Here is a 19,046-nt window from a genome sequence, read left to right as displayed (position 1 = left end):
GCTGCTGGCGATCTGAACCGGCGGTGGCGGCTACTGGCCGCTATACTAACTGTCTCTGTTTCCACGATTTCCGCAGGTTCCGTCGCATGTTCGAGTCACTGACCCAGCGCCTTTCCGGCACCATCGAGCGCCTGCGTGGGCGCGGCCGCCTGACTGAAGAAAACATCCGCGAGGCCACCCGCGAGGTGCGCATCGCCCTGCTGGAGGCCGATGTGGCCCTGCCGGTGGTGCAGGCCCTGATCGAGAAGATCAAGGTCCGCGCGGTTGGCCAGGAGGTGCTCAAGTCGCTTACCCCGGGTCAGGCGCTGATCAAGGTGGTGCGCGATGAGCTGACCGCCGTGATGGGCGCGCAGGCCACCGACCTGAACCTCAATGTGCCAGCGCCGGCCATCATCCTGATGGCGGGCCTGCAGGGTGCCGGTAAGACCACCACGGTGGGCAAGCTGGCCAAGCACCTGAAGGAAAAGCGCAAGAAGAAGGTGATGGTGGTTTCTGCCGACGTTTACCGTCCGGCCGCCATCGAGCAGTTGAAGACGCTGGCCGAACAGGTCGACGTGCTGTTCTTCGCGTCCAGCGCGGAGCAGAAGCCGGTCGACATCGTTCGCGCTGCCATCGATGACGCGCGCAAGTCGTTCGTTGACGTGCTGCTGGTCGATACCGCCGGCCGCCTGGCCATCGACGAAGCGATGATGGCTGAGATCAAGGCCCTGCACGCTGCGGTCAACCCGGCTGAAACCCTGTTCGTGGTCGATGCCATGACCGGCCAGGACGCCGCCAACACCGCCAAGGCGTTCGGCGAAGCGCTGCCGCTGACCGGCGTGGTGCTGACCAAGACCGACGGTGACGCCCGTGGCGGTGCCGCGCTGAGCGTGCGCTACATCACCGGCAAGCCGATCAAGTTCACCGGTACCGGTGAAAAGCTCGACGGCCTGGATGTGTTCCATCCGGACCGTGTCGCCAGCCGCATTCTCGACATGGGCGACGTACTGTCGCTGGTGGAGCAGGTCGAGCAGCAGGTCGACAAGGACAAGGCACAGAAGCTGGCCGAGAAGGTCGCCAAGGGCAAGAAGTTCGATCTGAACGACATGCGCGACCAGCTGGAGCAGATGCAGAACATGGGCGGCATCGGCGGCCTGATGGACAAGCTGCCTGGCCTGGGTCAGATCCCCGAGCACCTCAAGGCGCAGGTCAGCCAGAGCAAGGAAGTGCCGCGCATGATCGCCATCATCGGCTCGATGACCAAGAAAGAGCGCCGCAATCCGGGCCTGCTCAATGGCTCGCGCCGCGCCCGCATCGCGCGCGGCTCCGGCACCCAGCCGGCCGACGTCAACAAGCTGATGAAGCAGTACATGCAGATGGAAAAGATGATGGGCAAGCTGGCCGGCGGTGGCATGAAGGGCATGATGCGCAACATGAAGGGCATGCTCGGCGCCATGGGTGGCAAGGGCGGCCTGCCGTTCCGTTGATGGCAACTGTTTCCAACCGATTCAACAAGGAGTGGTGCATGAACAACAGGATGTATCTGGTATTGGCGGTGCTGGCGCTGAGCGCGTGTGGTGAAGACCGCTCGATCTCACAGAAAGCCGGCAGCGCGATCAGCGGCACCGCTACCGATTTCGTTGCGGGCCTTGGTGAGGGCGTTGATAAGCGCATGTCGCTCAAGCTCGATGTGGCGCCGGAAATTGTCAGCAACGGCATGACCGTGACCTTGGGCAAGAGCCGCGGTATGGGCTCCAAGGACGCTTCGGTATATGTGGTGGCAACCAAGCCCTACAAGGGTGCATTCCTGGCGCGTGCATTGGATGAGTCGGGCGCCGAAATCGGCCGCTCGCGGGTGGAAGTGGATTTCCCCGCCGATGATGCGCAGTATGTGAACTTCACCTTCAACGAAGAGATGGACAGCCAGCTGGTGCGTTCCTACGCCCTCTCGCTACGCTGAGTGGCATAGGCACCGGCGGCACGATCACCGCCATGCACAACGCCGTCATTTCAGCCCGGACCGAAGCGTTCTGCCAACGCTTCGGTCTTGAACTTCCGATCCTGCTGGCGCCGATGGCCGGGGCCTGTCCAGTGCCACTGTCTGCCGCGGTGGCCAATGCCGGCAGCATGGGCGCGATGGGCGCGGTACTGTCCACGCCGGAACAGATCAGCCAGTGGATGCATGCGTTCGGCCAGCAGTCGCAGGGGCCGGCGCAGGTCAATCTATGGGTGCCGGATCCTGCTCCGCAGCGTGACCCTGCCGCCGAAGCGGCTACACGCGAGTTTCTGGCTCAGTGGGGCCCGCACGTTGCAGCAGAAGCTGGCGATGCTGGTCCGGCCGATTTCGATGCCCAGTTCGATGCGCTGATTGCCGCGCGGCCAGCGGTGGCTTCGACCATCCTGGGTGTGTTTTCTGCTGCACAGGTGGCGCGACTGCAGGCCGCAGGCATTGCCTGGTTTGCCTGTGCCACTACCTTGAGCGAGGCACTGCAGGCGCAGGCCGCCGGTGCCGATGCGGTGGTTGCGCAGGGCATGGAGGCCGGTGGCCACCGTGGGGCGTTTGATGCGGCGCAGGCCGAACGACAGACCATAGGTTTGTTCGCTTTGCTGCCGCGTCTGGTCGATCATCTCAGCGTGCCAGTGATAGCCGCCGGTGGCATTGCCGATGGCCGCGGCGTCGCCGCTGCCCTGATGCTCGGCGCCAGCGCGGTGCAGGTGGGGACGGCATTCCTGGCCGCGGATGAATCCGATATTCCGGCCGTGTGGAAACAGGCGCTGGCGGTTGCCGAGCCCGAAGCCACACGGCCGACGCGGGCCTTCAGTGGCCGACTTGGGCGGGCCTTGGATACGCCTTATGTGCGCGCCGCCGAGGCTGCTGATGCACCAGCGCCACAATCCTATCCGGTGCAGCGCGCACTGACCGCGGGCATGCGCAAACAAGCCAATGCTTCCAATCAGCTCGATGCGATGCAGGCATGGGCAGGGCAGTCGGCATGGTTGGCCAAGCGCGCGCCTGCGGCGCAGATTCTGCGGGCGATGTGGGCACAGGCGCAGGCGCTGCCATGACCGTGCTGTTCTGCAATGGGCAACTGGCCGATGCAGGCGCCTTGAGTGCGGCGCTGGTCAACTATGGTCACTTCACTTCTTTGCAGGTGCGCGGCGGCGCGGTGCAGGGCTGGGCGTTGCACCTTGCGCGGCTGCAGCAGGGCACGCGCGAATTGTTTGAGGTCGAGTTGGATTGCGCACAGGTACTGGTGTGGTTGCAGCAGGCATTGCGGCAGCTCGACACCGCAGACGCCTCGGTGCGTATCACGGTGTTCTCGCGGGAATTCGATTTCCGTCAGCCGCTGCGTGCGGTGCCGGTGGATATATTGATCGGCATCGGCGCGCCCGCACAGATACCTGCGCTTGCGCGTTCAGTGCTGCCGCTGCGTTATCAACGCGAGTTGGCGCATATCAAGCACGTGGGTACGTTTCCGCTGTTCCAGCTACGGCGGCAGGCACTGCAACGCGGTTTTGACGATGCGCTGTTTGTCGATGCGCAAGGCCGCATCAGCGAAGGTACGACCTGGAACCTGGCGTTGTGGGACGGCGCGCAGGTGTGCTGGCCGCAGGCGTCGGCGCTGCGTGGCAGCACCGAGCGCCTGCTGATGGACGGTTTGAGCGCGCTTGAGCAGACGCAGACCCATATTGAAGTGCATCTGCCGACGCTGGCCCGGTTCAGCGGTGCGGTGGCATGCAATGCCTCCGCAATCTGGCCCTTGGCTGCAATCGGCGAGCAGCGCCTGGAGCAGTCCGACGTGTTGTTGGCACGCCTGACAACAGCGCTTGCGCAGACGCCATGGGTGCTGCTGTGAAGCCCTGCAGGGGGTGTGCGTAGCGGGCTACTTGGCTGGCGTATGAGAATGGGCGTTGACCGTGCACTGCGCGTATTCCTGTTGGCTCAGTTTGTGGTCCTTGTTGATGTCGCAGCGATGCAGTCGCGCAGCTACGGCTGGAGGGTAGACGTCCATCTCGGCCATGGTCACGATGCCATCCTTGTCTTTGTCCAGCTGTGTATAGCTTGGCAAGCTGGTGTCGGCAGGAGGCGGTGTGGCTTGCGCCAATGAATAGCCGCCAGCGAGTAGAGCGGCGGTCAGTAGTAGTTTTGCTGGGTGGCGCACGCGCATCATCTTCTCCTTGCAGCCGGACCATCCGGCTGTCTGCCGCCTTAGCAGACGCCGTTGCGTCTTTGTGAGATGTGAAGAAAAGCGGGCGATGGCGTTGGTCGTGCTGCTCGGTTCATCCGCGGTTGGCAGACGGGGGGATGCGGACTGATTCCAGGCACACGACAGGCATGCTATTGGTCCGCCATGCACAGCGTATTTGGCGTTGGGAGAATGGCATGATGTTTGAACTGGGCTGGCCGCAGGCTCCTATTCAATGGGTGGCAAGCGTGTTGGTTTTCGTCGCGCACCTGCTGGTCGCTGCGCGCGCGCTTACCCGCTCCAACCGCGCCCCAGCGTCGCGCGCGGCGTGGGTGGCAGTGATCATGCTGGCGCCGTTGCTGGGCATGTTTGCCTATTTGTTGTTGGGCGAAACCAGCATTGGGCGTGCGCGCGCTCGGCGTCTACAGCAGACCGTTCGGATGCTGCAGGCGGCGGGTGATGCGCACGCCAGTACTGTTGCGGAAATGACGGGCAAGGCAGTGTCCTTGTTCGCGCTGGCGCAGTCGATCAATGGCTTTGCGCCAAGGCCGGGCAACCGGATCGTGCTGCTGGGTGCCGCGCAACCGCTTGCGCACGCGCCCATGGAGGATTGCCGTGCAGCCATCGATCGGCTGGTGCAGGACATCAGCCAGGCGCAGCAGAGCGTGCATATCGCCTTCTACATCTGGCTGGATGATGGTGCCGGTGGCCGCGTCGCCGACGCGGTAGTTGCTGCGGCAAGGCGCGGTGTAGCCTGCAGGGTGATGGTGGATGCGCTGGGCTCGCGGGCATTCAGTGGCAGCCCGCGCTGGACGGCGCTGCAGCAGGCCGGGGTCAAGCTGGTGCGTACCCTGGATGATCTGACCCGTCTGCAGCACGTGGCCTTCAGTCGCATGGACCTGCGCGATCACCGCAAGATCGTGGTCATCGATAACCGCATCGCTTATTGCGGCAGTCAGAACTGCGCCGATCCCGAGTTCCGGGTCAAGCCGAGCTATGCACCGTGGATCGATCTGCTGTTGCGCTGCGAGGGCCCAGTGGTGGCGCAGATGCAGCGGCTGTTTCTCAGTGGTTGGATTCCAGAAACCGGTGAGCAGGGGTTGGATGGTTATGCAGCGGCGGAGGCGCATCCGCAGTTTGACCAGGGCTGCCTGGCAATGGCGTTCGAAACCGGTCCGGTTACCCGCCACAACGCGATGACCGATATGTTCGTGGCCTGCATCTATGCGGCGCGCTGTGAACTGATCATCAGCACGCCATACTTCGTGCCGGACGAAGCGTTGCTACGCGCGATCTGTGCGGCACCACGACGCGGTGTGCGTACGCGGGTGATCTTCCCCAAGCGCAATGACTCCTGGCTGGTAGGGCAGAGCAGTCGCAGCACCTATGCCGATCTGCTGCAGTGTGGCGTAGAGGTCTACGAATATCCGCTCGGCCTGTTGCACGCCAAGTCGCTGACCGTAGATGGCGAGATCGCCTTGATCGGCTCGGCCAATATGGACCGGCGCAGCCTTGAGCTGAACTTCGAGAACAATCTGCTGATTGCCGACAGCGCAGTCACCGCCAGCATCGTGCAGCGGCAGGAAGGCTATCTTTCTGTATCCGAACCGGTGCTGTTGACGCAGGTGATGGCGTGGCCTTTGGCCACGCGCTTGGTGCAGAACGCCGTGGCGATGATGTCGCCGGTGTTGTGAGGCTTCGGCTCAGGCAGCCGGGGCGGCGTCGCCGCGCAACAGACCCATGAACTCGCCAAACAGACGCCGGTCAATCAAGCGTCCGCGGTCGTTGGCCAGGATCTCGATGGCGCGCTGCATCGGCATCGGGCCGCGATACGGGCGCTGCGAGGTCATCGCATCGAAGCCATCGACGATGGTCAGGATGCGCGATTCAAGTGGAATGTCTTCGCCCTGCAGGCCATGCGGATAGCCGCTGCCATCCCAGGCTTCATGATGATGGCGGATCAGCGTGGCAACGGCCTTGGCGTCACTGCGGCCGGTGGCGGCGAATAGACGTGCGCCACGTTCCGGATGAGTGCGCATCGCCGAGATTTTGTCCTCGTCTAACTTGCCCGGATGCAGCAGTACCTCGTCCCGGATGCCGATTTTGCCGACATCGTGGAAGCGTGCGGCAAGCACGAGATGGCCTATGCGTTCTTCGGACAAATCGCAGCGTCGGCCCATGGCCTGGGCAAGTTGCGAGACGCGATCGCAGTGGTGGTCGGTATAGCTGTCGCGCTGGTCCAGCGCGGCGGCCAATACATCGATAGCGCAGGAACTGTCATCCGGTGGATGCGACAGGCCCACAGGCGTGGTGATGGTCAACATGATTACGAAGCCGCGGGGGGACGGCTGCGAGCGTAAGAGAGGGGGCGTTATTTTCAACGCCCTTTCGCCTTCACGCAATATTTACCGCTCCATTTATTCAGGCGCGACCGGGATGCAGCGTGGTCAACAACGCACGTGCGGCGTTGAAGCGGTCAGCGCTTTCCGGCAGCGGATGTTTGATGCGCAGCTTGTCAGGGCCATCCATCTGGTAGAGCTTGGGCTGCTTCTGGATCAGCTGGATCACCACCATCGGGTCGATGTTGGGCTTGCTGTCGAACACGATGCGACCACCGTTCTCGCCCAGCTCCAATTTGCGGATGCCCAGTTCGTTGGCCTGCAGCTTGAGCTCGGCGATGGCGAACAGATGCTTGACCGGATCCGGCAACAAGCCGAAGCGATCAATCATTTCCACCTGCAGCTCGCGCAGGCGCTCGCTGTCACGTGCCGAGCTGATGCGCTTGTACAAGGTCAGGCGGGTATGCACGTCGGGCAGGTAGTCTTCCGGAATCAAAGCCGGTACATGCAGTTCGACGTCGGCACCGCGTGCTTCTTCGCCGGCATCCAGATCCGGCAGCTTGCCCGACTTGATCGAACGTACCGCACGCTCCAGCAGTTCGGTGTACAGACTGAATCCGATCTCGGCCATCTGCCCGCTCTGGTCTTCGCCCAGCAGCTCGCCGGCGCCACGGATTTCCAGATCGTGCGTTGCCAGGGTGAAGCCGGCGCCCAGTTCGTCCATCGAGGCGATGGCTTCCAGACGCTTCTGCGCATCCGGTGTGATCGAGCGCTTGTCCGGCACCAGCAGATAGGCGTAGGCGCGGTGATGCGAGCGACCAACGCGGCCACGCAGCTGATGCAACTGCGCAAGACCGAAGCGATCGGCGCGGTTGATGATGATCGTGTTGGCGTTGGGAATGTCGATACCCGACTCGATGATGGTACTGGCCAGCAGCACGTTGAAACGCTGCTTCTGGAAATCCAGCATCACCCGTTCCAGCTCGCGCTCCGGCATCTGCCCGTGGGCCATGCCGATACGTGCCTCGGGGACCAGCTCGGACAGCTCGCGCTGCATCCGCCCCATGCTTTCCACATCGTTGTGCAGGAAGTACAGCTGGCCGCCACGCGACAACTCACGCTGGAAGGCCTCGCGCAGCTGCGCGTTGTCCCAGGCGGTGATGAAGGTTTTGACTGCCAAGCGATTCGGCGGCGGCGTGGCGATGATCGATAGATCACGCAGGCCTGCCATCGCCATGTTCAAGGTGCGCGGGATTGGAGTAGCGGTCAGGGTCAGCAAGTGCACGTTGGCGCGCATTGCCTTCAGCGCTTCCTTCTGGCGCACGCCAAAGCGCTGCTCTTCATCGACGATGACCAGGCCCAGGTCCTTGAATTTCACGTCAGGCTGCAGCAGGCGATGGGTGCCGATGATCACATCGATGGTGCCTTCGGCGACCTTGTCCAGCTCGGCTTTGATTTCCTTTGTGCTCTTGAAGCGCGACAGCACTTCCACCCGCAGCGGGTAATCGGCGAAGCGATCACGGAAGTTGCGGTAATGCTGTTCGGCCAGCAGGGTTGTCGGTACCAGCACCGCAACCTGCTTGCCGCCACTTGCCGCAGCGAACGCCGCACGCAGCGCAACTTCGGTCTTGCCGAAACCGACGTCACCGCAGACCACACGGTCCATCGGCTGGCTGGATTGCAGGTCGCGCAGCGTCGCTTCGATCGCCGCCTGCTGGTCGGGTGTTTCCTCGAACGGGAAGCCGGCCGCGAACGGCTCGTACAGCGAACGGTCGATATCCAAAGCCAGGCCGGCACGGGCGCGGCGACGGGCTTGGATCTCCAGCAGCTCGGCGGCAACGTCACGGACTTTCTCCGCGGCCTTGCGCTTGGCCTTGGCCCATTGCTCGCCACCGAGTGAATGCAGCGGCGCGGTTTCCGGTGACGCGCCAGAGTAGCGGCTGATCAGGTGCAGCTGCGCGACCGGCACATACAGACGGTCGCCCTTGGCGTATTCGATTTCGAGGAATTCGCCGGGCATACCGCCGACATCCATCGCGATCAAACCGCGGTAGCGGCCAACACCATGATCTTCATGAACGATGGGCGCGCCTTCGGTCAGCTCGCCAAGATCACGGATGATGGCCTCAGGCTCACGCCCCGCCCGCCGTGTACGCCGCGCCTGGCCGGCACGTTCCGGGAACAACTGGCGCTCTGTGAGCACGGCCAAGGCCGGCTCGCTGAGCGCAAAGCCGTCGTCCAGCGGTGCCACGGTAATGGCGAACCGCGGTAGCCCCGCTTTGCTCTTAAGCCCCTCTCCCGTTAACGGGAGAGGGGTTGGGGTGAGGGCGCTCTTGCTCTTGCTTTCGCTAGCAGCCTTACCCCCATCCGACCCTTCGGGCCACCTTCCCCCGATGGGGGAAGGAAGAAAGTCGTTGAAGCTGCCAACAACTTCAGGCCGCAATTCAGCAGCCTGCAGCACTTCCAACAAGGCTTCACGCCGTCCCGGCGAATCCGCCGCGATCAACACCCGGCCCGGGTAATGCTCGATGAAAGATTTCAGTGCCTGTCCAGCCGGCGCATCCTTGGCCGCGACCGGCAACGGCGGCAGCGGCTGGTCACCCAGCGCCTGCGCTTCGGCGGCGCGCGGATGATCGGCCGCACACACTTCCACGCGCGGCAGCTTGTTGAACTGCTCGCGCAGGCTGTCCGGCGACTGGTAGATCTCTTCCGGAGGCAGCAGCGGCCGTTCGATATCGTGGCGGCGCTGCTCGTAACGGCTATTGGTCTGCAGCCAGAACGCATCGGAGGCTTCGCTGACACCGCTGCCGAGTACGGTCATGAAACCGTCCGGCAGGTAGTCGAACAAGGTCGCGGTCTGGTTGAAGAACAGCGGCAGCATGTATTCGATGCCCGAAGGCGCCAGACCAGCCTTCAGATCCTGGTATAGGGGGCTGCGCCGGGTATCCACGTCGAAACGTTCGCGCAACGTGGCCAGCACCTTGCTGAGGCTGGCCTCGTCCATCGGTACTTCGCGGCCGGGCAGCATCTTTACTGCCGTTACCTTGTCCAGTGAGCGCTGCGATTCCGGGTCGAACTCGCGGATGGAATCGATGTCCTCGTCCAGCAGCTCGATGCGCAGTGGCGCGTCGGCGCCCATCGGATAGACATCGAGCAGGCCGCCGCGCACGGCGAAATCACCCGGGTCCATCACCTGCACGACATTGCGGTAGCCGGCGCTTTCCAGACGGCGCTTTTCAGCGTCCATATCCAGGCGCTGGCCTACCTTCAGGTCGAAGCTGCCACCGACGATGTAGCTCAGCGGTGCCAAGCGCTGCAGCAGGGTCTGCACCGGCACCACGACGATGCCTTGCTTCAGCGTCGGTAGGCGGTGCAGGGCAGCCAGGCGCTGCGAAATGATGTCCGGGTGTGGGCTGAACTGATCGTAGGGCAGGGTTTCCCAATCCGGGAACGGCACCACCGGCAGCGGGCTGTTTGCACCAAGCAGTGTCTGCAGATCAGCTACCAGCTGATGCGCACTGTGGTTGTCACGGGTTACCAGCAGCAGCGGTTTGGCGTGCGCCTGCGCCGCGCAGGCAACATGCCAGGCCAGCGCACTGCTGGAAGCCGGAGCGCGCCACCAGGCGCGGAGCTGGCCCGAACGGGGCAGCGGCGGAATGGGGTAGGTAATAGGCGACATGAACCGCGAATTTTACCAGATGCGCCCTTGTTGCCTGCCCGGGCAAGCGCTGATTTGCGCAGCAAGGCACGGCGTAGGCCATAAATGCGACAGGCGCCTTGTCGGCGCCCGTCGTAAGTAAAGCCTGGGATGGCTACTCAGGTGGCCAGTTCCAGCACCATCCGCACCAGCCCGGGGGCGGCGGAGGGGTGGGGTACCTGCTTGAAGCCCAGCGACGCTGCCAACTGCAGCATTGGCTCGTTGTCCTGGGCGATGTCGCCATACAGACGGTCCAGGTACTTGCCGCGCGCCCATTTGACCAGTTTGCGCATCAACTGCCGGCCCAGGCCCTGACCAGCGAGGAAACCGCTGACCAGGATCGCGTATTCGGCATCGCGGGTGCCCGGGATGATGGAGGCGCGCGCCACCGCGCCGACTACCGCTTCACCGGGAGGCAGTGGCTCGGCCGCAACCAGCGCGATCTCGGTCTTGGGATTGGGGTGGGTCAGGCGCTGGGCGGTCTCATCAGACAGTGATTCAACCGACTGCAGGAACTTGTCGCGCACTTCTTCCGGCCCGAACAGGGCAAACGCGCCCTGCAGCGGCGCACCGTCTTCAGGGCGGATGGGTCGTATCAGCAGCTCACGGCCGCTGGGTGCCTTGAAATTTTCATGCCACGGGGGCATGCGGTTGCGAGTTGCCATGACTACGTTTCCTCCAAAGTCGCCTGATTCTGTCACTGCCAGTGCTACGTTCTGTGAACGCGGTCCAAAGCAGCCGCAGATTGCCGGCGGTGCCCGTCACTCGGGCGTCTTGAGCCACTCCAGTCGGGTCGAGGCACCGGCTTCACCCAGATACTGCTTCAGGACGGGCAAGGCCGGGGCCAGCACCTGCTCAAACTGCCATGGCGGGTTCAGCAACAGCATCCCGCTACCATTCAGACGCAGCGGGGAGTCATCGGCCCTCACCATGAATTCGGCGATCAGGATGGATTTGGCCGGCAGCGCGGCCGCCTTGCGGAAGAACGGCTGCAGGGTGCGGCGCTGCTTGATCGGATACCAGACCGCGCATTGTGCCTGCGGCATACGGGTCAAAATCTCACGCAGAGTTGAGATGATCAGCGGGTACTCGGCGTCCTGTACTTCATACGGCGGGTCGATCAGCACCAGCGCCCGGCCAATCTTGATGGCGCCACTCTTCGGCGGAATGAAGGCACGGATGGATTCGTAGCCGTTGCCGGCGTGCACCTGTACCCGGCGATCGTGGGCAAACAGCTCCTTGAGCGCGGTGACCTCGTCCTTCTGCAGCTCGCAGGCGGCCATGCGGTCCTGTTCGCGCAGGGCGCGGGCGGCCAGCAACGGCGAGCCCGGGTAGGAGATCAGCGCGCCGACCGGATTGTCGGCCTGCACCGCGCGCAGGTACTGCTCCACCACTTCGGGCAGCGATGGGGTGGTCATCAGTCGCAGCACGCCTTCATCGATCTCGGCGGTTTTGCGGCTTTCCTCGGCGGACAGCAGGTAGCGACCACGGCCGGCATGCGTGTCCAGCACGAAGAAGGGCGAGTCTTTGCGCTTGAGCGCGTCGATCATCGCCAACATGACGATGTGCTTGAGAACGTCGGCGTGGTTACCGGCGTGGAAGGCGTGGCGATAATTCATCGGCGAAGTTTACGGCTTGCAGCGTTGTGTGGGCGTTTTCATTGGACGGGGACGGCTGGGCGGCGGCTCAAGTGGCTGGTCGGAGGGCTTGATCCGCCCGCTCCGGGCGCGTCCCGCTGGTGTCTGTGGCAAGGCCAGCTATGCTGATGCAATGTCCAGCCAACCAGCCCGGGTACTCGTCGTCGAAGACGAGGCCGCCATCGCCGACACCCTTCTTTATGCGCTGCGCAGCGAAGGCTACGCCGCCAGCCATTGCGCCTTGGGCCGCGAGGCCTTGGCCTTGCTGCGCCAGGACGGCGCCGATGTGGTGGTGCTGGATGTCGGCCTGCCCGACCTGGGTGGCTTCGAGGTCTGCCGTGAGCTGCGCACTTTCAGCCAGGTGCCGGTGATCTTCCTGACCGCCCGCAACGACGAGTTCGACCGCGTGCTGGGCCTGGAGCTGGGCGCCGACGACTATGTGACCAAGCCGTTCTCGCCGCGCGAGATGGTGGCGCGGGTGCGCGCGCGGCTGCGCCGGACCACGCCTGCTGCGCCGGTTGCGGCCGAGGCGGGTGGCTGGAAGCAATTGGGCCGGTTTGCGATTGATCACGAAGGCCGCCGCATCCGCTACGACGAGGCGTTGCTGGAGCTGACCCGCTACGAGTACGCCTTGCTGGCCGCATTGCTGCAGCGGCCCGGGGCGATCCTGAGCCGGACGCAGTTGATGGAACGCGGCTGGGACCACGCCAGCGACAGCACCGATCGCACCGTCGATACCCACGTCAAAACCCTGCGCGCAAAGTTGCGCGCGGCCGGTGCGCAGGGCGAGCCTATCCGCACGCATCGTGGCGTCGGCTACGCCCTGGATGTGTGACAGATGCGGCTTGGGCTGAAGATATTTTTGGGATTCTTCCTGATTGTCGGCATCGCCGCATTCTTCGTGATGCGGGTGTTCGTCAACGAAGTCAAACCCGGCGTACGCCAAGCCATGGAATCGACCTTGGTGGACGCGGCCAATGTGCTGGCAGTGATGGCCGCGCCGGATCTGAAGGCCGGTCATATCGGCGATGGCGAATTCGCCGCGCGCCTGGCCATGGCCCAGCGCCGCGATCCCAAGGCGATGGTGTGGCGCTTCCCCAAACGCAGCATCGACTACCGGGTAACGGTGACCAATGCGCAGGGCATCGTGGTTTACGACTCGCGCGGGCAGGACGTGGGCCGCGACAACTCGCGCTGGAATGATGTCTACAAAACCCTGCGTGGTGAGTACGGAGCGCGTTCCAGCGCCGAAACCCCCGGCGACGAAACCAAGACGGTGATGCACGTCGCCGCGCCGATGTATGACCCGGCGGATGGCCGCAGCATGATCGGCGTGCTGACCCTGTCACAGCCCAACGACACCATCGATCCGTTCATCGTTGCCAGCCAGCGCGCCATCATCGCTCGCGGCGCGTGGCTGATCGGATTGTCGGCCTTGATCGGCCTGTTGATGACCTGGTGGCTGTCGCGCGGCATTGGCAGTCTCAGCCGCTATGCCAAGGCGGTAAGTGCTGGTGAGCCGGTACCGCCGCCGAAACGTCGCCGCGATGAAATCGGTGACCTTGGTCAGGCATTGGAAACCATGCGCCGCAAGCTCGAAGGCAAGGCCTACGTCGAGCAGTACGTGCAATCGCTGACGCACGAAATGAAGAGCCCGCTGGCGGCGATACGCGGCGCTGCCGAGTTGCTGCAGGAGCCCCTGCCGGAAGCCGACCGGCAACGCTTCGCCGCCAACATCGTGCAGCAGGAGCGGCGCCTGACCGAAACCATCGACCAGTTGCTGCGACTGGCCGAGGTCGAACAGCACGGCTGGTTGCAGCGGCGTACCGAGGTCGATCTGGTCGCGGTCTGCCGCGCGCTGGCCGACGATGCAGCGCCGCGCCTGCAGGCCGGGCAGATTCGTCTGGATGTGGAATTGCCAGAGCAGGCAGCGGTGCAGGGCGATGCCTTCCTGCTGCGGCAGGCGCTGTCCAACCTGCTGGACAACGCGATTGCATTCTCCGCGCCGGGCAGCCGCATCGTGCTGAGCGTGCAGCGCCAGCAGCAGAACTGGCGGATCGCCGTGCGCGACAACGGCCCCGGTGTGCCGGAGTACGCGCAGGAGCGGGTGTTCGAGCGTTTCTACTCGCTGGCGCGGCCGGGTACGGGCCAACGCAGTTCCGGCCTGGGCCTGCCGTTCGTGGCCGAGGTGGCGCGCCTGCATGGTGGCGTCGCGCAGCTGGGCAATCACCCTGACGGCGGTGCAGAGGCACGCTTGTTGCTGCCGGCTGGCTGACTTCACATTCGCTTCAAACTCGGCACAAACCCTGCTCACCAGCGGCGTTCAACCTGTCCCTGTTTCCACACGAGGACGGGACATGACTTCCCTGAAACTGCTGTTGCGCTTCGCCATTGTCGGCGGGCTGGTGTTGTTGCTGCTGATTCCTCTGCTGCTGATCCGCAGCACCATCAATGAGCGTGAGCGTTACCGCGACGAGGCGGTCGAACGGGTATCGCAGAGCTGGGCTGGCGAGCAGTCGCTGATTGGCCCGGTGCGGGTGCTGCCGTGGACCCAGCAGCGTGAAGTGGATATTCCGGCCGAAGGCGACAAGCCGCGCCGGACCGAGCTGCGCGTCGAAAGCGGCTATGACCTGCAGATGCCGACGCGCTTGAACGTACAGGGCACTATGCGCACCGATGAGCGCACCGTGGGCCTGTTCAAGGTGCCGGTTTACAACTGGCAGGCCAAGCTGCAGGCTGAGTTTTCCGAAACCAGCTATGTCGCGGTGCCGGGCCGCACCTATGGCAACCCGTATCTGGCGATGGGCATCTCCGACGTACGCGGTCTTGTTGGTACGCCGAACCTGCGCGTCGACGGCCGTGCGATCCAGTTGAAGCCGGGCGCCGGGGTATTGGAAGGAACCTCAAAGGGCCTGCATGCAACGCTGTCGCCATTGCAGGACTCGATGCAGGGCGTGTTGCGCGAGGGCAACAAGGTTGAACTGGAGTTCGTGCTTGGCGGCACGCGTTCGTTGGCGATTGCGCCGGTGGGTGACGATACCCGGGTCTCCTTGTCTTCGACCTGGCAGCACCCGTTGTTTGGTGGCAGTTTCCTGCCCAACGAGCGCAGCATCGATGCCAGCGGTTTCAAAGCGGAGTGGGCGGTGTCTTCGCTGGCGTCGGCGGCGCAGTCGCAGCTGACCCAGGCCATCCGCAGTGACGGTAGCAATGTCGAGGTCCTCAACGTGGCCTTGGTGGATCCGGTGGACACCTATACGCAGGTGGACCGGGCCAGCAAGTACGGCATCCTGTTCGTATTGCTCACCTTCGTTGGCTTTGCGCTGTTCGAGCTGATCAAGCAGCTGAAGATCCATCCGCTGCAGTATCTGTTGGTCGGTCTGGCGTTGGCGATCTTCTTCCTGCTGCTGCTGAGTCTGTCTGAGCAGATTGCGTTCTGGCAGGCGTATCTGATCGCGGCGGCGGCGTGTATCGGTCTGCAGGGTTTCTATCTCAGCGGAGTGCTGCATAGCTGGAAGCGCGGTGTCGGCTTCGCAACGATGCTGACGATGTTGTACGGCGTGTTGTACGTGCTCTTGATCTCGGAAAACAACGCATTGCTGATGGGCTCGCTGCTGCTGTTCGGCATCCTGGCGGCGATCATGTGGATCACCCGCAAGGTGGACTGGTACGAGTTGAGCAGTCGTGCAGTGAGCAAGCAGGCTTGATTGGACGATTGCGATGACGGGGCGGGGTGGCGTTGGCCATCCCGCCTCTTTCGTAAGGAGGAATGACATGAATCGTGCATTGATCCATCGCCGCGCGCAGCGCTTGTTGCCGGCTGGTATCGAGACCTGTGGTTTGTTGCACTTTGGTATGGCGCCGGGACAGGTGGAGCGGGCGTTGTTGGGCAGTGTGTTTGCTGGTGAGCAGGGGCAGGGAGTTGTGGCGCTGCGGTTGTCGTTGTCGACGGCGTTGGCGATCCGGCGCAAGGGCCTGCGGTATTTCGAGCCGGGGGATTGGGTGTATTCGGCGTTTGCTGCGGCTTTTACGCTGGATGTTGATGACGATGCGTGCGGGACGACAGTAGCTATGGACGCGCTGCCGAAGACACATGGCGCCGGGTACTCGGCAGTCGCTCAAGATGGTCGTTCGTGGTTTGTGGTACTGCCGGTGGAGCGGATGGTGGTTTATGGGTGGTGGAAGTGAGGGAGTGCTGAGTTCTTGCCAGATTGCGCATTTGCTCCCTTCTCTCGCGTTCGAGAGGAATGTTGGGCCTTCTGCCGCAAAGGCGGGATGCTTGAAGAGCCGACCCCGCGAAGGCGGGCAGCGGGCGCATACCGTGCTGCATGACACGTCCCTTCTCCCGCTTGCGGGAGAAGGTGCCCGGAGGGCGGATGAGGGGAGCTTTTGCCTTGGCTGTTGCTGTGAAAATGACTGCTGATAGCCAAAGCCAAAGCCAAAGCCAAAGCCAAAGCCAAAGCCAAAGCCAAAGCCAAAGCCAAAGCCAAAGCCAAAGCCAAAGCGGGAGCGGGAGCGGGAGCTTGAGCTAGAGCTTTCACTCCCCTTCGGGGAGCGAGTTACTTTTCTTTGCTTGTGCAAAGAAAAGATAACCAAAAGAAAGCACACCCTGCCTCCGCGCCCACGCCGCTATGCGACGCGGGTCCACTACGCTGACAGGATTTTTCGACGAGACATCCCTGTCTCGTCGAAAAACGACGCACATCCATGTGCGCCGCCCCGTGCGGGGTCTTGTCTGCCAGCTCCGTCGCTGCGGAAGGGGCCCGGTGAGTCAACGGCGGAAACAACAGCAACAGCAACAGCAACAGCAACAGCAACAGCAACAAGCGCGACTGCTGTGGACTGACGTGGATCTGGGTTCCGCAGCCTATCTGACCTACCGAAACCTGCTCCAAAAGCCAATGACCTTGATCGGCAAAGTCGGCTGCAGCCTATGCTGGCTTACGTGGTGGCAATCCGCGCGGACTGAATCGCACCGTTATAGCTAAACCATGACCATTGGCCGACTCGGCAGCTGCTGTTCACTGGCTAGACTCGGTGGTTTGTCGTTATTGGGCCTTAGGCCGGGGAAAGCATGATCAAGCGGGGATTGTTGGCGTTGTGCATGGGTTTGGCGGTGAGCGCTACGGCGCAGGCGGCCGAACAGGTGGATCTGGACATGGTCAGCAAGATCCGTCAGGAGGCGTTCCACCGTTCGCAGGTGATGGATACCTTCAGCCATCTGACCGAAACCATCGGCCCGCGCCTGAGCAATTCGCCGGCCATGACCCAGGCCAATGCCTGGAGCCGTGGCAAGTTCAACGAGTGGGGCCTGGTCAATGTGCACGACGAGGCCTTCGAGGACTTTGGTCGCGGCTGGGAGTTCACCTCGGCGAGCGTCGAGATGCTGGGCCAGCGGGTACAGCCGCTGCATGCCCTGCCCAAGGCATGGACACCGGGTACCAATGGTGCGGTGGAAGGTGAGCTGATCCAGGTCGATATCAAGAAGCTTGCTGACCTTGAGCAGTACAAGGGCAAGCTGCGCGGCAAGATCCTGCTGTTGGGGGATGCGCGCGAATACAAGCGTGGCACCGAGTCCGATTCGCACCGCCACGATGCAACCTCGCTGGAAGGCCTGCAGGCCTTCACCATTCCGAAGGCGGCGGAAGAAGATCGCGCAAAGCGGCTGAAGGATTTCAACGAGCGCCAGGAGCTGACCAAGGCAGTCAATGCGTTCTTCATCGAAGAAGGCGCGTTGGCGTCGATCAGCATCAGTGGCTGGGACAACGGCATCATCCGTGTGGCAGGTGGTGGTTCGCGCAAGGCCGGCGAGTCGGTGGGCATCCCGGAGCTGGCGATGATCGCCGAGCACTTCAATCCGTTGGTGCGTGCGCTCAAGGACAAGCAGACGGTGACGCTGCGGGTCAATGTGGACGCGCGCTTCACCGACGAGACCAATCAGCCGGGCCACAACACGCTGGCCGAGATCCGTGGCAGCAGCAAGGCCGACGAGATCGTGATGCTGGGTGCGCACATGGATTCCTGGCACACCGGTACCGGGGCGGCTGACAATGCTGCGGGCGTGGCGGTGATGATGGAGGCGATGCGCATCCTCAAGGCGGTGGGGGCCAAGCCCAAGCGCACGATCCGCGTGGGTCTGTGGAGTGGTGAGGAGCAGGGCCTGATTGGTTCGCAGGCTTATGTGGCGCAGCATTTCGCGCGTTACCCGGAGCCGGCCGATGCAACGCAGAAGGCGCTGCCGGCGTCGTTGCGTGAGCCGACGGGTCCGTTGCAGAAGCTGCGTGACTACGAGAAGTTCCAGGTCTACTTCAACATGGACAATGGTTCGGGCCGGTTCCGCGGCATCTATGCGCAGGAAAACATGGCGGCGATGCCGATTTTCGAGGCATGGTTGAAGCCGTTCAACGATGTGGGTGCGACCACGGTGGCCACGCGCAATACCGGTAGCACCGATCACATCAGTTATGACCGGGTTGGCCTGCCGGGCTTCCAGTTCATCCAGGATCGTCTGGATTACTTCAGCAATGTGCACCACAGCCATCTGGATACCTGGGATCACGCCGAGGCGGAGGATCTGAAGCAGGCGGCGGCGATTGTGGCGTCGTTTGTTTACAACGCTGCGATGCGTGAGGAGCGGTTCCCGCGCAAGCCGTTGTTGGAGAAGTGAGCTAGCCGGGTTTGCTTGAAGGAAGGGCCGCATCGCGGCCCTTCTGCTTTTTGGTGCAGAGCAAACAGATGCTTGATGCCTCCCTTCTCCCGCATGCGGGAGAAGGTGCCCGAAGGGCGGATGAGGGGAGCTTTGGCTTTGGCTTCGGTTGTTGCTCTAAGCAACAGCAACAGCAACAGCAAGATCAAGAGCTTTCACTCCCCTGCGGGGAGCGAGTCACTTTTCTTTGCTTGTGCAAAGAACAAGTAACCAAAAGAAACACACCCTGCCTCCGCGCCCACGGCCGCTACGCGACGCGGGTCCACTCCGCTGGCAGGATTTTTCGACGAGACATCCCTGTCTCGTCGAAAAACGACGCACATCCATGTGCGTCGCCCCGTGCGGGGTCTTGTCCGCCAGCTCCGTCGCTGCGGAAGGGGCCCGGTGGGTCAAGGGCTGGAGCAACGGCAACGGCAACGGCAACGGCAACGGCCGAAGCCAGAGCTGCCCTCACCCCAACCCCTCTCCCGTGAACGGGAGAGGGGCTTGCAGCTGCAGGTAGCG

15 protein-coding genes are annotated in these 19,046 nt (G+C 63.1%); 10 read left to right on the top strand and 5 right to left on the bottom strand.

Annotation, left to right across the window (positions count from 1 at the left end; translation table 11 throughout):
• The first annotated feature begins 86 nt into the window (after nt 1-86).
• The 4 genes from ffh to ACVOMB_RS07740 are packed head-to-tail and all read left to right on the top strand — an operon-like array spanning nt 87 to nt 3,836.
• Complete coding sequence (gene ffh, locus ACVOMB_RS07755) at nt 87-1,466, top strand: signal recognition particle protein (RefSeq protein WP_481530630.1); 1,380 nt, start codon at nt 87-89, stop codon at nt 1,464-1,466.
• 38 nt (nt 1,467-1,504) lie between these two features.
• A complete protein-coding gene (locus tag ACVOMB_RS07750) occupies nt 1,505-1,939 on the top strand; it encodes a hypothetical protein (protein ID WP_481517790.1) in 435 nt (144 codons plus the stop codon).
• A 32-nt stretch (nt 1,940-1,971) separates the two neighbouring features.
• Nucleotides 1,972-3,045, top strand: coding sequence for an NAD(P)H-dependent flavin oxidoreductase (locus tag ACVOMB_RS07745; protein WP_481530629.1), 1,074 nt, complete (start codon nt 1,972-1,974; stop codon nt 3,043-3,045).
• Nucleotides 3,042-3,836, top strand: a complete 795-nt coding sequence (locus ACVOMB_RS07740; protein ID WP_481530628.1) for an aminotransferase class IV — start codon at nt 3,042-3,044, stop codon at nt 3,834-3,836. Before ACVOMB_RS07745 ends, ACVOMB_RS07740 begins: the two co-directional genes overlap by 4 nt.
• Before the next feature lie 27 nt (nt 3,837-3,863).
• On the opposite strand, the gene ACVOMB_RS07735 is transcribed toward ACVOMB_RS07740, so the two are convergent.
• A complete protein-coding gene (locus ACVOMB_RS07735) occupies nt 3,864-4,148 on the bottom strand; it encodes an EF-hand domain-containing protein (RefSeq protein WP_481530627.1) in 285 nt (94 codons plus the stop codon).
• Nucleotides 4,149-4,363: 215 nt separating this feature from the next.
• On the opposite strand from ACVOMB_RS07735, the gene cls reads away from it, so the two are divergent.
• The gene (cls, locus tag ACVOMB_RS07730) at nt 4,364-5,860 is read left to right on the top strand and encodes a cardiolipin synthase (RefSeq protein ID WP_481530626.1); all 1,497 of its coding nucleotides are present in this window, start codon (nt 4,364-4,366) and stop codon (nt 5,858-5,860) included.
• A 9-nt stretch (nt 5,861-5,869) separates the two neighbouring features.
• On the opposite strand, the gene ACVOMB_RS07725 is transcribed toward cls, so the two are convergent.
• The 4 genes from ACVOMB_RS07725 to ACVOMB_RS07710 form a co-directional block, all read right to left on the bottom strand.
• Nucleotides 5,870-6,490 (bottom strand): HD-GYP domain-containing protein, encoded by a 621-nt coding sequence (locus ACVOMB_RS07725; protein ID WP_481530625.1) that lies wholly within the window; start codon nt 6,488-6,490, stop codon nt 5,870-5,872.
• A gap of 97 nt (nt 6,491-6,587) precedes the next feature.
• Nucleotides 6,588-10,184 (bottom strand): transcription-repair coupling factor, encoded by a 3,597-nt coding sequence (mfd, locus tag ACVOMB_RS07720; RefSeq protein ID WP_481530624.1) that lies wholly within the window; start codon nt 10,182-10,184, stop codon nt 6,588-6,590.
• A gap of 137 nt (nt 10,185-10,321) precedes the next feature.
• On the bottom strand, nt 10,322-10,867 hold the full coding sequence (locus tag ACVOMB_RS07715) for an N-acetyltransferase family protein (protein WP_481511147.1): 546 nt from the start codon (nt 10,865-10,867) through the stop codon (nt 10,322-10,324).
• Nucleotides 10,868-10,963: 96 nt separating this feature from the next.
• A complete protein-coding gene (locus ACVOMB_RS07710; RefSeq protein WP_481530623.1) occupies nt 10,964-11,821 on the bottom strand; it encodes a 23S rRNA (adenine(2030)-N(6))-methyltransferase RlmJ in 858 nt (285 codons plus the stop codon).
• Between the two features lie 151 nt (nt 11,822-11,972).
• Here ACVOMB_RS07710 and creB point away from each other — a divergent pair, with 151 nt between their 5' ends.
• The 5 genes from creB to ACVOMB_RS07685 all read left to right on the top strand — a co-directional run bounded on the left by creB (nt 11,973) and on the right by ACVOMB_RS07685 (nt 18,503).
• Nucleotides 11,973-12,674, top strand: coding sequence for a two-component system response regulator CreB (creB, locus tag ACVOMB_RS07705; protein ID WP_481530622.1), 702 nt, complete (start codon nt 11,973-11,975; stop codon nt 12,672-12,674).
• 3 nt (nt 12,675-12,677) lie between these two features.
• Complete coding sequence (gene creC, locus ACVOMB_RS07700) at nt 12,678-14,114, top strand: two-component system sensor histidine kinase CreC (protein WP_481530621.1); 1,437 nt, start codon at nt 12,678-12,680, stop codon at nt 14,112-14,114.
• A gap of 82 nt (nt 14,115-14,196) precedes the next feature.
• Complete coding sequence (creD, locus tag ACVOMB_RS07695) at nt 14,197-15,543, top strand: cell envelope integrity protein CreD (protein WP_481530620.1); 1,347 nt, start codon at nt 14,197-14,199, stop codon at nt 15,541-15,543.
• A 67-nt stretch (nt 15,544-15,610) separates the two neighbouring features.
• On the top strand, nt 15,611-16,024 hold the full coding sequence (locus ACVOMB_RS07690; protein WP_481530619.1) for a hypothetical protein: 414 nt from the start codon (nt 15,611-15,613) through the stop codon (nt 16,022-16,024).
• 886 nt (nt 16,025-16,910) lie between these two features.
• Nucleotides 16,911-18,503 (top strand): M20/M25/M40 family metallo-hydrolase, encoded by a 1,593-nt coding sequence (locus tag ACVOMB_RS07685; protein WP_481530618.1) that lies wholly within the window; start codon nt 16,911-16,913, stop codon nt 18,501-18,503.
• The last annotated feature ends 543 nt before the right edge of the window (nt 18,504-19,046 follow it).

It is taken from the genome of Stenotrophomonas sp. STEN018, from assembly GCF_056760235.1.
Note: the sequence above shows the minus strand (reverse complement) of the source record. Positions and strands in the feature narration are given on the sequence as shown.